Annotated in this window: 9 protein-coding genes and 1 pseudogene; 4 read left to right on the top strand and 6 right to left on the bottom strand. The window is 60.8% G+C overall.

Going from position 1 to position 12,254, the window contains the following annotated elements:
* Positions 1-91: 91 nt before the first annotated feature.
* The 4 genes and pseudogenes from HGP17_RS10620 to HGP17_RS10605 form a co-directional block, all read right to left on the bottom strand.
* Positions 92-5,200, bottom strand: coding sequence for a helicase-related protein (locus HGP17_RS10620; protein WP_168808653.1), 5,109 nt, complete (start codon positions 5,198-5,200; stop codon positions 92-94).
* A gap of 100 nt (positions 5,201-5,300) precedes the next feature.
* A pseudogene (locus HGP17_RS10615) lies at positions 5,301-5,701 on the bottom strand (DUF3085 domain-containing protein).
* 13 nt (positions 5,702-5,714) lie between these two features.
* The gene (locus HGP17_RS10610; RefSeq protein WP_168808651.1) at positions 5,715-6,323 is read right to left on the bottom strand and encodes a DUF1419 domain-containing protein; all 609 of its coding nucleotides are present in this window, start codon (positions 6,321-6,323) and stop codon (positions 5,715-5,717) included.
* Positions 6,324-6,466: 143 nt separating this feature from the next.
* Positions 6,467-7,432, bottom strand: a complete 966-nt coding sequence (locus HGP17_RS10605; RefSeq protein ID WP_168809116.1) for a DUF3991 and toprim domain-containing protein — start codon at positions 7,430-7,432, stop codon at positions 6,467-6,469.
* Positions 7,433-7,670: 238 nt separating this feature from the next.
* Here HGP17_RS10605 and HGP17_RS10600 point away from each other — a divergent pair, with 238 nt between their 5' ends.
* Positions 7,671-7,931 carry a hypothetical protein gene (locus tag HGP17_RS10600; protein WP_168808649.1) on the top strand — a complete coding sequence of 87 codons (261 nt, stop codon included), beginning with the start codon at positions 7,671-7,673 and terminating at the stop codon, positions 7,929-7,931.
* A 541-nt stretch (positions 7,932-8,472) separates the two neighbouring features.
* Entirely contained in the window at positions 8,473-8,700 is a 228-nt protein-coding gene (locus HGP17_RS10595) for a hypothetical protein (RefSeq protein ID WP_168808647.1), read from the top strand.
* A 629-nt stretch (positions 8,701-9,329) separates the two neighbouring features.
* Here HGP17_RS10595 and HGP17_RS10590 read toward each other — a convergent pair.
* Positions 9,330-9,554: a DUF2934 domain-containing protein gene (locus HGP17_RS10590; protein WP_168808645.1), complete on the bottom strand. Its 225-nt coding sequence runs from the start codon at positions 9,552-9,554 to the stop codon at positions 9,330-9,332.
* Positions 9,555-10,258: 704 nt separating this feature from the next.
* Here HGP17_RS10590 and HGP17_RS10585 point away from each other — a divergent pair.
* Entirely contained in the window at positions 10,259-10,516 is a 258-nt protein-coding gene (locus HGP17_RS10585; protein WP_168808643.1) for a type II toxin-antitoxin system prevent-host-death family antitoxin, read from the top strand.
* Complete coding sequence (locus HGP17_RS10580) at positions 10,513-10,896, top strand: type II toxin-antitoxin system VapC family toxin (protein WP_168808641.1); 384 nt, start codon at positions 10,513-10,515, stop codon at positions 10,894-10,896. Before HGP17_RS10585 ends, HGP17_RS10580 begins: the two co-directional genes overlap by 4 nt.
* 116 nt (positions 10,897-11,012) lie before the next feature.
* Here HGP17_RS10580 and ligD read toward each other — a convergent pair whose 3' ends face one another.
* A complete protein-coding gene (gene ligD / locus HGP17_RS10575) occupies positions 11,013-12,056 on the bottom strand; it encodes a non-homologous end-joining DNA ligase (RefSeq protein WP_168808640.1) in 1,044 nt (347 codons plus the stop codon).
* Positions 12,057-12,254 lie beyond the last annotated feature (198 nt).

Here is a 12,254-nt window from a genome sequence, read left to right as displayed (position 1 = left end):
GACGGAACTGGGAGGTGACCGACATGTGCATCAGCTGCAGTCGATATGCCTGAATTTTGACCAACGGGAAAACATTTATTGTGCAACGCAGCTATGCAGCGGCCGCGACGGTGTCCTTGTCCAGATCTGCCGCGAGTTGAGCCTCGATTGCCCGCAGCAGCAGCCGTTTTTCCTTCAGGTCGTCCTCGAACGCGAAGGCGCCTCCGTCTCGGGAACGGTAGGAAACCAATCGCCGCTCGGCTTCTTCGAAACGCCGGCGATATTCGCGCTGTTCGTCGTCGAAGCCTTTGAGAGCGTGCTCCAGCCGTGAGATGGCGCTTAGCGGCGTGACCGTGATCGCCAGATCGATCTCGTAGTCGGCGCCCGTACGCTGGAGGAGAGTCTCATAACGATAACCTTCGCCCTTGCCGATGCGCTCACCCGCGTAGACGAGATCGAAGGCGCCAATCGTGGCCAGATGTACCTCACCCACCTGCTTAAGTTGCAGCAGCGTCAGGATCTCCTTCATTAACGCGCGGCCCGCTTCCTTGCGCTCGGTGTATTCCTGCCCAAGCACCGTCATCGTAAAGGCATCGCCGCCTGTCGGTCTAAGCCGCACCATGTCTTGGCCGACTTCGCCGATGCGCCGGGTCGAGACCTCGATGTCGCGCTCGGCGTCCCGCATCTGCCGGCGAACGGCATGTTGATCATCCGCATGGGCGGCCCGCAGCCGTTCAAGCCGGGCGATGTCTGTCTCGAGCCCCGCCTTCTGCATCAGTCGTTCATCCCCTGAGGCGATCGCCTTTGCCATGGCGAACTGGTTGGCGGCACCTTCGCCGACATCCTCCAGGCGGCGGATCGACGTGTCGCCCGAGAGAGCCGCGGCGATGAACCGTGCCTTGCGCTCGTTGTTCTGCCACATCGAGGCGTCGAGCGAGCCCTCGGTGGCATAGGCGAAGATGTCGACCTCGTCATGCTGATTGCCCTGGCGGACGATCCGGCCCTCGCGCTGCTCGATTTGCGAGGGCAGCCAAGGCACATCGAGATGATGGAGGGCTTTCAGCCGAAGCTGGGCGTTGACGCCGGTGCCCATCGTCTCGGAGGAGCCGATCAAGAAACGGACCTTGCCGGCGCGGACGTCGGCGAACAGCCGCTGCTTGGCCTCTGTCTTCTTGTAATCCTGCATGAAGGCGATTTCGGAACCCGGTACGCCGAGCCGGATCAGCTCGTCGCGTATGTAGCGATAGGCCGAGAAGCCGCGCGTTTTTTCAACGTTGATGGTGCCGAGATCGGAAAAGATCATCTGCGCCGCACCCGGCAGATCGAAGTCCTTGCCGTCGGGGCGACGATAAATCGCCTCACCGGTCTCCTGCCAGATCCGGTGTGCGTTGCGGACCAGGAGATTGAGCTTGTTGTCTCCCTCATTGCCGGCCGCCGGCATGACGAAGCGCAGGTCGATCGCAGCGTGGCGACCATCGGTGATGACGGAGAGCAGGATGTCATCACCGGGCTTGGCCGGTCCCTCGCGCTTTTCTATCGCCTTGATCCGGCCATCGAGTATCTTCTGATAGGTTTTGAACAGCGCCGTAGGCTTGGCGGTCAGGATCTGCCGGCGGCCGGTCGAAAGGTTGGGCACCCGCACGTACTGGCGGAGGTCGTCCGGCAAGACCACATCGGCAAACGAGCGGAACATGGAAATCAGTTCGGGCACGTTGACGAAGGACGCGAAGCGGCTGACCGGCTTGTATTTGCCGGATGGCTGGATTTCAAGTTCCGTGGTCGTGTCGCCGAAGCAGGAAGCCCAGGCATCGAATTCATGCAGCCCGCGCTCGGCAAGTGCCTCGTAGCCGAGCAGGCGCTGGATCGAGAACATCTCGCCGAGCGTGTTGGTGATCGGTGTGCCCGACGCCAGCACCAGCGCCCGGCCGGGGTTCTTGGTCTCGATATAGCGGGATTTGACGTAGAGATCCCAGGCCCGCTGCGAGCCATTGGGATCGATGCCCTTCAGCGTGGACATGTTGGTGGCGAAGGAGAGCTTGCGGAATTCCTGCGCCTCGTCGACGACGATCTGGTCGACGCCAATCTCCGAGATCGTCAGCAGATCGTCCTTGCGGGTGGCGAGCCCTTCAAGCCGTTCCTGCAGTCCTTCCTTCAACCGTTCGAGCCGCTTGCGCGAGACGCGGTCCTCGCTGTCTACCTTGGTGAGCAGGTCCTCGTAGAGCACTAGCTCGTCCTGGATCATCTGTTGCTCGAAGGCCGGGGGCACGGCGATGAAGCGGAAGGCCGAATGGGTGATGATGATCGCGTCCCAGATGGCGGTCGCCGCTCGCGACAAAAAGCGGGCCCGCTTGTCCCTGGTGAAGTTCGTCTCGTCGGCCACGAGGATGCGGGCGTTCGGATAGAGCGCCAGGAATTCGCGTGCGGCCTGGGCCAGGCAATGGCCGGGCACAACCAGCATCGCCTTGGCGATCAGGCCGAGCCGGCGCTGCTCCATGATCGCGGCCGCCATGGTCATCGTCTTGCCGGCGCCGACGGCATGGGCGAGATAGGTCGAACCATCGGCGATGATCCGCCAGATGCCGCGTTTCTGGTGCCCATAAAGAACAAAAGCGCCAGAGGCGCCGGGTAGTTTCAAGTGAGAGCCGTCGAATTTTCGCGGCGCGATGTTGTTGAATCGGTCATTGTAATCGCGGGCCAACCGGTCGGTGCGGTCCGGATCGTTCCAGACCCAATCCTGAAACGCCTGTTTGATCCGCTGCAGCTTGTCGCGCGCTGCCTCGGTGTCTACGACATTGAGCACGCGCCGCTCGCCGTCGATATCCCTGAACACGTCGAAGATCTGGGGAACGCGGCTGTTGAGTGCATCGGCAAGCAGTTCGCCGGCATGCCTGCGGCTGGTACCCCATTCCGATGTCCCCGCTGCGGAATAGCCGAGCTGCCGCGCTTCGACCGTCCAGGAGCCGAGTTCCGGCATGTGGTGGATGCGGATCTCGGCTTCCATTCTCTCCTTCACGAAAGCCACGACATCGGCGGCCGGGATCCAGGGCGCGCCGAGACGGGCGGTAATGTCTGATGGGCGAAGATCGGCCGGCTGGACGTCAGTTAGGGCGCGGACATTCCGCTCGTAGATCGGATCGAGCTCCGCCGCCGCCTGCGCGGCAACGAGCTTGGTGCGAACCGAACCGGAGAGATAGGCGTCCGAGGTCTGCCAGGTACCGCTGGCCGGATCCTGAAACACCGCGTCGCCGAGCGCATCGATGACCGCCGCCACGTCGATATGCAGCAGTTCGGCGATATGATCGAGATCGACATGGCCGCGCTCGTTTAGGACGACGGCCAGCGCGTCAGCCGAATTGGTGATGACCGGCGACATCGGCGGAGCGATCACACGAGTGCTGAATATCGGGCCCGGCTTCGCCGTGTCAGTCTCCAGATCATAATCCTCGATCGAGGCGACCAGCCAGCAATCTGGATCATCGCGAAAAGGCGTCAGGTTTGGTTGGCGATGCATCTCCTTCACCTCGCCGGTTTCCGGATCCTCCTGAATGGAAACGGTCGTGTGGTTGATCGGCCCGAAGTCGCGGACGAAGGCCGACCAGGCGATGCGGAGCCGCACCTGAAGATCGCGCCATGGGCGATCGGTTTCCTGCGCCTTCAGTACCTCGCGGACCGCGTCGCGGATCGGGATTAGCTTCGAGATGATCCGGATATGCTTTTCCGGGATGCCATCGCCGGAGCGGCCCTTTCGGACTGCGACAGGCGCAGCAGCTCCATCGAGCATCTGCATCAGGCCCTTCGACTGGTCTAAGAAGAAGCTGCCTTCGCGGACAACGCCGCCCCTCGGCTGCAGATCGATGATTTCTCCGAGCTCGTCCTCCAGATCGATATCGATTGGCGTTGGCTCGCCGTCATAGAGATCGGCCGGCAGCAGTTCGACGGCAGCAGTGAGGGTAGTTTCGAGATCCTGTCCAGCGCGCGGCAAGCAGGTATAGGTTTCGCCAAATGGTCCGGAGGTCAGCGCGTGAATGCCGAGAACGAAATCGGGATAGCGGCCAAACCACCTGTTGACGCGGATCGCGCCTTCGTCGTCGGTTGCCGGCCTGACCTCGTCAACATCCAGCCACATCTGATCACCTTCCGGCTCCCCGGCCTTGCGCTTGCGGAAAAACAGGATGTCGACGACAACATCGGTCCCGGCATCACGACGGAAGCTGCCTTCAGGCAAACGAATGGCCGCGATCAGATCGGCGGACTTGGCGATATGCTCCCGCGCCGTCGTATCGGCCTTGTCCATCGTGCCATGGGACGTGACGAACGCAGCAAGCGCCCCGGGCTTCAGCAGATCGATTGACCGGACGATGAAATAGTCATGCAGACGCAAGCACAATGAACGGTAGCCCCGGTCAGAGCGGACGGTGCGATCGGAGAAGGGTGGGTTGCCGATGGCGAGATCGTAGATCGGCGCCAGATCGGTGCGGGAAAAGTCGCCCTCGATGATCCGGGCCTTCGGCTGCAGCAGCTTGACGATCCGCGCGGTGACCGGATCGAGCTCGATCCCGGTGACATTGCTCTGATCGCGATACGCCTCCGGCATCAGCGCCGGAAACAGCCCCGTGCCGATGCCTGGCTCCAGCACCCGGCCGCCGCGCCAGCCAAGCCTCTCGATGCCCGCCCAGATCGCCCTGATGATAAACTCCGGTGTGAAGTGGGCGTACTGGGTGCAGCGGGCGAGCGACGCATAGTCCCCTTCGGACACGGCCGTTTCGAGCGAGGAGCCAAGATCGTCCCAGCCCTGCCGAAAATCTACCTCTCCTGGCCGGCGGAACATGCCGTTGGCCAGCTCGCTGGATCCAAACCCGGTAAAACGGATCAGTTGCGCCTGCTCCTTCGGCGTCGCCGGCCGGTCCTGCTCCCAGATGTTATTGGCAACGAGGATCGCCGCAACGTTGGCGCGGGCGCGATCCTTCCAGGATGAGGGTAAGCCGCGATTACCCTCGAGATTGAAGTTTGCCCGAAGCCTCGTGGATCGGGAGGGTACGGCTGCCCGCGGAGGCGCGGATGCCGGCGCTGGCGCCGGTGGCGTGGGATCTGGATCGTCGTCATTGGCAGCGTCGAGGCACGCCTCGGGCGCGAAGCTCCCAGAGGCCGTGACGCCGAGGCCAAGCCCAGACGACAGTGCGGTATTGCCGAACATGTCGAGCGTGAAGGGATCGTTGCTCATGATAAAAATCTCCTTTTGAAAGCGTGCGTCGTCGTTCCGCCAGGACGATTGGCGACGAAGGGACGCTGGTTGAGGTTGGGGCTCCGCTTCGGCGGGGACGCTACGACCACTCGATGATGAAGAGTTCCATCGAGTCTTCGTCACACGTGATACCGAGATGCCTGGCATTGGGGGCGGCGGCGATCATCGCCTCCAGTTGCACGGCATCGATGAATTCGACACCGTCATCTCCCCCGAACGTCCTGCGCTTGACCTCGGACCAGTCGTCGTTGGTGCGGGGGTCGCCTTCGAGCACATAAATAACGAGGGACCTCTCGCCGACGGCAGTCTGTCGTTTGAGCACAGGTAAACTCCGTGATCGCCGACCAGCGAGACGCCCGGCTGCTCGTCGCGACTGGGAGCAAGGCCATAGTGGGGACTGCGAAAGCCGCCGTTGGCTTCTGCATCGGTGCGACCGCGGGCGGTCACCGCCCGCACGGATTCAATCGGAAAGGACAGCATGGCACGCACCTCTTCACGCTGCGGCTGCCGCACGGGCAAGATGGCGCAGTTGGACGGGCAGTTTGCTGGCGATCTCGTCGTCGGTCAGGTCGTTGAGAAGCTTCAACCTGGCAGACCCTGTCGCTGTGTAGAGAGTGATGACGCGCTGACCTGGCAGGTGCTGCGGGGAAGTTTCCTCGGAGTAGCCGCGATAGGCGTCTGCTGTGGCACTCCAGATGTGCTCAAGACTTTCTTCTCTCGTCATCGCGCGCACAGGGCGCGTTTCGCGCTGGATGATCGCCAGCCGCATGTCTTCCACCGATCCACGGTCGGCGAGATCGCAATATCCATGGAAGTGACGGACGAGCCCATCGATCCGTAGCGCGAAGAACACCGATGTGACGGATCCCGTCAGGAATTCGCGCATTGCGAACATCGAGCCGCGGATCCACAGCGGCGGCAGGATGTCGAACATGTAATCGTGGTCACGCTCGGTGATTTCGAACCACTCGCCGGCATAGAGCGCGCTCGCGTCACCCTCGAAACGGTTTGGACGCTGCGCGTGCCGATCGAACAACCGGAACATATGATGGCGGTCGGCGGTGTCCTGGTAGACTTTACGGATTTGGGGAGAGGTGTTCATTGGCGGCTCCTTTGGCCCTGTCCGAACCGAAGCGCGGTGCTGCCCTGCCGGCTCGCCATCCTCTTCAGTCCTTCATGACCCCTCCCCTCACGCCGCCTCTCCGGCCGGACGGGTCAAGGGCCGCTCTCAAGCGGGCGAAAGCTTCACCCTTGACGCGGCCGGCGGGCATGCGGCAGGCCTCCTCTTCCGGCGCTCGATTTCCTTTCCTTCTTTTCTTCTTCAAGCGCCTTCAGCGCGTCATTCCAATCCTCGGCCGGCGGCTTCAGCCGCAACCAGTCGCAGCCCACCTCATCAGCAATGGCGCGAAGGCGGTCGGCAAAGGTCTCGCCCTGGCTATTGGCGTCGGTGGCCGCGACCAAAACCACACCGGGACGGCTGGCTAGCTTGCGGACCGCGGCGTCCGTCAACGGCGACCATCCTCCTGCGGTGCTGAGATAGAGGCTTCTCTCAGGCAGCCCCTCGAATGCCGCAAGGCTCATGGCGTCGATCGCTGCCTCCGTCACGCAAAGACGCATGGCGCCAGGAGAGCCAAGGCGGAACAGAATTTTAGAACCGCCCGTCGAAAAGCCGCGCCAATCGGGACCCCGCTCTTCCCAGCCGGTGACAGCACCCTGGTCATCGACGTGCGCTGCCCACATGCTGCCATAGGGGCCTTCCCGAAGAATATCCCTTTGAGTGGTCTCCCGGATAATCGTCGCCGGGAGGCAGCGCTCGGTGCGCAGATAGCGCCAGACCCTCGATCCCTGCCAAGGGCGACGTCGTTTTGCCCAGCGTTCAACGATGGACGTCTTGTGAGCCGGTTTCCCGGTCCAACGAGACCAGACAGGGTCCCTGGCGATAACGCCGATCAGGTCGGCCACCCGATCCAGTGCCTCGACGAAGGCGACGCCGTCCAGATGTTCGACAAGACCGAAGACATCGCCTTTCGCGTCGGACAGTGGATCGAACCATCCCCGCCCCTCATGGATGACGATGACGATTTCGGCGCCGCGCCGATACTTCACTGCTTTACGGGTACTTTCCTGGCCGTCGATGGCAAAGCCGGCCCGTTCCAGCACGGCTGCGCACGGGACACGGTCCCGAAGGTCTTCCAGTTTCTGCTTTTCCATTATTTTTTCGGCGCTCTCGCGTCCGTCCTTTCTCTCCAGTTGCATCTTCTGCAGTTTGGGCGACGGTTTCCCGCGGCTGCGAAGAGCGAAGGGGGCAAGGGCGCGGCTGGCAATCTGCAGATTTGCACCCCGCTCGAGATGCCGTGCCAGCGGCGGCGCAGCTTCCCTTGCCGCCTGCCACTCGCAAGCGGCACCCAGGAGGCAGAGGGTCTCAATGAGACCCACCCGGAACGTATTCATGCACGATCTCCAGATCGTCTTCCTCATCGAGTTCGTCGCTCGGCAGAACGCCGAACTCGTTGCCGGACCTGAACAGCGTGACTGGAACCATCAGGATGCGGGAAAGCTGGAAAGCGTGGTTCTGCGCAAGCGAAAGATCGGTGTTCATCTGAGGCTCCATCTTTGGAGCGGGCCATTCCCGCTCGATGGCTACCGTCAGTGTCTGGAACCGGTTGCGATCACCGCGGAGGCGAAGCCGAAGCGGCCGCAGCTCGCCTAGCGGACCCCGTTAGCGGGTTGATCGACGGAGATCCGGGGCTGGACCAGGAAGCCATCCATCAAGAGCGGGATTGGGACGCCCGTAGGACTGCCTTAGATTCACAATGATCGTGCTGGTCCGGATCTATCGCCTCCCGATCGATCACGTCGCTTGTGTTGTCGCTTCACAGCCGGGTCACCATTGATGGTCATAACGACGATATTCCGGCTCCTCGTTTCGAGGACGCGGCATCGTGTACAGGACCGTTCGAAGCAACGTGCGTCCACGTTCGCATGTCTTTCAAAGGGTGCTTTCTTCTCGAACATCGAAGCGACTCCGGAGACGAGCGACGGATACAGAAGATGGCTGTCACATCAGGCGCTGGGAGATAAGACGGCACCTGCTGCTGTTGTTTGGGTCGCAGCCAGCTCATTCTAAAAAGCCTTCCGCATCGGTATAACGGGCGCGATATATCGGCGGCTTTGCTCGATGCCCGGTCTACAATCATTTGGTGATCTTTTCAGCGCAGAATGTCTTTCATTGTCGATAGAGGACATGCCTGATGCCGAAGTACAAAAGGTTGTCCGATGACGATCTGTTGCTGACGATCGACCGAACGAGAATCGAGATCGACGGGCAAAATCAGGTGGTCGCCGGACTGGTGACCGCCGCTGTGGAGTTTCGCGACGAGACCAGCCGTCAGCGGCTCATCGACACCCATATCCTGATGCGCGCCATGCTCGAGGCGGACCTCACAAAGATGGAAGCCGAATGGCGGCGGCGCTTGTGAGCGAAAACGAATTGAGTTAGCGATGACGGATCTAACGGAATATCTGTTGATTTGCGCCGACAACCGACCCGGGATCTGAGTGAAGCCCTGGGGCTGGGCCATGCTTCAAACTAAGCCGCCCGCGAGCGGCGTTTTGGCCTCTGAGAATCCAGGGTATTGTTGCTGGGGCAAGTCTCGCTGATTGTCCGGGGAATTTTCGGCCACATACCAATCGCTACCGTTCGTAATGCGCAATTACGGCCGAGACGGATGTCGTGCGCGCACAGTCGACCGGTGAGGTCGCGGGTGCAGAGAGGGGGACCACTCGACTAAAGACGGCCATGCCGCCGATCACGCATGCCATCATCGCCTGAAGCGAGTGTTAGTACTACAACTCTAAAGGTGCTGCTATTGGCGCGGGAAGACGTCGGCCGCTCCACGAAGTGGTGATAACGCCGCGGATTGCGAGTTTTTACTTGGTCTGTCGATCGGCTGCGCGACCTCTCGACCAAATTCAAACCACCACCCGGTATTCATGGTTACGGCTACAATGATCTACACCTTATCAGGCGTGGCGAATCCACGTCCCGGGCAAGATCAGACGAATGCTGATGCAATCCGCTAATTGTTCTGCGACGAATTCCGCGTCCTCAGTCGGGTGGGATCACAGTCGGTATGACGCTTGGCGACCTCTGGTCGTCGGGTAGGCCGGCTTCTTCCCTCCAGTTCTCGTTGCTGTCTTCAGCGGGTACGTGTTCGCTTGCCGCAATTTCTTCTTCGGCCCGGCGCCAATGTTCCTCGTGGCTGCCTTCCGGGCGACCCTCTTCCTCCCAGATCTGGTTGGCGCGTTCGCGAATTTTCTGCTCTCTGTCCATCGTCGGATCCTCCTGCACTCCGCCTAAACGCTGCCGTTGGCAGCAGCGTTCCATGCCACGAAAGAATAACATCCATGTGACCGAAGCTCTTCCGGACGAAAGGCCTCATCGCCTTGTCCAGGGGTCTGCTGCAGCGCGCGGCGTCTCCGACAGGTACATCAGGCACCGAGAAACGCCAAATGTCGAAGGGCCAACCCTCGAGTTGAATAACTCTCTTACGCTCGGTTGCGCCGCGCTACGGATCGCGATTGCCAAGGAAAACCATTTCCGCGTGCGGGTGAGATGCTCGGCTACGACGATTTCGATCGCCGCGCCGAAGATGCTGTGCGATCTAAACAATTCTTCAACGGCTGACTCTGGAGAGAAAATCCCTCCGGCGTCTCACCGTCTCTTTGTGACGAATTCCGAGGGCGCAATTCAAGTGGAGATGTTGCCGGCTGGAAAACTGATTAGCCAGCAAGAGACATCTTTCGAGCAACAATCCGACCACACCGTCGTTTGCTCGGCAAAACCGCCAACCATCCCAGTGCCGTGTGCGCATCGCACAATTCGATCCTCCGGATGCATACAATGGACCTTGCCCAGTTCGGATCTTGAAACGCTTCCGAACTGTCCCCGCCAGAGATCCTACTACGCCTTGATTTGGACCAGTTAATGGACCATTTTTCGAGTGAAAGCATGGTAAGACGAAAGGAGTGTTTGTGATGCGCGTGTCCGTTAGCGAAGCCAAAGCGCAACTCACAGAGTTGGTCAAGCGAGCCGAAGCAGGGGATGAAGTCATCCTAACCCGACGCGGCCATGAAATTGTGCGCCTGGTGCCCGTCGTGGTCTCCCCTGGTCTGAAGGGGCGCCGCGCATTGATGGAGAAAGTCAGAGCGTCGGCCGCAGCCCAGGCGCATCAAGGTCCAGCAGCCGCGCGAAGCCAAGACTTTCTTTACGACGATGACGGGATGCCGACATGATGGCAGTTGATACATCGGCTCTTATGGCAATTGTGCTCGACGAGCCGCAGGGCGAATTTTGCATGGCGGCAATCGAAGAGGCGGAGCGGCTCTTGATTTCCGCCGGCACCGTTGCTGAGGCCCTCATCGTAGCCTCGCGGCGCAACGTCGGCGAAGAAGTCAACCTGCTCATTTCAGGCCTCGGCGTCGAGATCGTGTCAGGGACAGCTGCCGCCGCCCGTCGCGTGGCTCATGCCTACGCCCGATGGGGCAAGGGTGTTCATCCGGGTGGGCTGAACTATGGCGATTGCTTTTCGTACGAAGTCGCCAAAGAACACGATTGTCCTCTGCTTTATGTGGGCGAAGATTTCACGCAGACGGACGTTCGAAGGGCTTACTAGCGCCTCTCCTCGATCGATACGGACGACTGGCTAGCGGTTCAGTCTCGGAGAGACTACTCCAACCTATCTTCTTGGGGAGGTTCGCAGGTTCGGCGCGGGCTTCCAGGTTCAGCAGATCACTCTAAGCGATAGACCGCCGCGTTATCCTGTTGCTCACGAAGGCCTTTATAGGACGCATGTCTGAGATTACCGTCATGCGTCCAGGCTCTGTACTCGATCTCGACAATAAGCGTCGGCTGAACCCATGTGACGCCCAGATCCCTTGCTGCGATAGCTGGCTTTGTTGTTTTCAGTTTATTGAGATCACGCCGAAGGCGCGCCGCGTCCCGCTCGCTGAAACCGGTGCCGACGCTGCCTACATAGATCAGGTCATCGCCTTTATAGGCGGCCAGGAGCAGCCGGCCGATTCCGCCGCGCGCAGCTGACGACGGCTCGTAGCCGACGATCATGAAGCTGTCGCTCTTTATGCACTTGACCTTGACCCAATCACCGCTGCGCCCGGAATGATAGGCCGCATCCGCCTTCTTGGCGATGAGACCCTCGAGCCCGTGCTCGCGAGCCGCCTGAAATAGATCGTCACCATCGCCGTCGATGGTTTCAGACAAACGGATCGCGCCCTCACCCCGTGGTTCCACGATCGTTTCCAACAGCCGCCGGCGATCGACAAAGTCCATCTGCCGCAGGTCATGCCCATCGAAGTAAAGGAGATCAAAGGCAAAGAACATGGCCTCAGGAGCATCGCGCGTGTCGCCTCGGCCGCCAAGAGCCTGCTGCAGCGCGCCGAAGTCAGATCGGCCCTCCTCGTCGAGGACAACGGCCTCGCCATCGAGGATCATGGTGCCGCCGAGCGCCTTTGCGGCCTCCGCGATAGAAGGGAAACGATGCGTCCAATCATGGCCGCCGCGGGTGATCAAGCGCACACGGTGCGGCTCGATGTGGATCGCGAGCCGATATCCGTCCCACTTGATCTCGTATGTCCAGTTGTCGCCTTTGGGAACCTTGGGCGCCAACAGCGCAAGACAGGGTTCAATGCGCTCAGGCATGCGATCGAATGGCAATCGCGCCTGGTTTGGATCGCGCGCTTTTCTCGGCCGGCTGCGGAGCGGTGCGTCGGGATCAGCGAGCAGGGGCTTGGATGACTTACGCGGAACCTTTGTCATCGCCGCACTTCAACAGAGAAGTCTTAAAGAGTCGAGTCGATGAGGCGGCCACGGAACTTTAAATGATTGCGGCCGTTGAAGCGGTCGGGAGGCAACCCCTGACCTCCCGGCGGCACGGGCCAGTGGTTGTTGCGCGATCACTGGCCCTCTTTCGTACGACACCGTACGATCTTTGCGTCCACCATCAAAAAATGTCAT

The sequence above is a fragment of the Rhizobium sp. P38BS-XIX genome (assembly GCF_012641435.1).
Lineage (GTDB): Bacteria > Pseudomonadota > Alphaproteobacteria > Rhizobiales > Rhizobiaceae > Rhizobium.
The sequence above is the reverse complement of the archived record's forward strand: the minus strand, read 5'-3'. Positions and strand labels throughout refer to the sequence as shown.

Bases quoted from the DNA above. Each gene is read 5' to 3' on its own strand.
- ligD (WP_168808640.1), bottom strand. From the start codon at position 12,056: ATGACAAAGGTTCCGCGTAAGTCATCCAAGCCCCTGCTCGCTGATCCC.
- HGP17_RS10580 (WP_168808641.1), top strand. From the start codon at position 10,513: ATGATGGCAGTTGATACATCGGCTCTTATGGCAATTGTGCTCGACGAG.
- HGP17_RS10620 (WP_168808653.1), bottom strand. From the start codon at position 5,200: ATGAGCAACGATCCCTTCACGCTCGACATGTTCGGCAATACCGCACTG.
- HGP17_RS10585 (WP_168808643.1), top strand. From the start codon at position 10,259: ATGCGCGTGTCCGTTAGCGAAGCCAAAGCGCAACTCACAGAGTTGGTC.
- HGP17_RS10600 (WP_168808649.1), top strand. From the start codon at position 7,671: ATGCACGATCTCCAGATCGTCTTCCTCATCGAGTTCGTCGCTCGGCAG.
- HGP17_RS10605 (WP_168809116.1), bottom strand. From the start codon at position 7,432: ATGGAAAAGCAGAAACTGGAAGACCTTCGGGACCGTGTCCCGTGCGCA.
- HGP17_RS10590 (WP_168808645.1), bottom strand. From the start codon at position 9,554: ATGGACAGAGAGCAGAAAATTCGCGAACGCGCCAACCAGATCTGGGAG.
- HGP17_RS10610 (WP_168808651.1), bottom strand. From the start codon at position 6,323: ATGAACACCTCTCCCCAAATCCGTAAAGTCTACCAGGACACCGCCGAC.
- HGP17_RS10595 (WP_168808647.1), top strand. From the start codon at position 8,473: ATGCCGAAGTACAAAAGGTTGTCCGATGACGATCTGTTGCTGACGATC.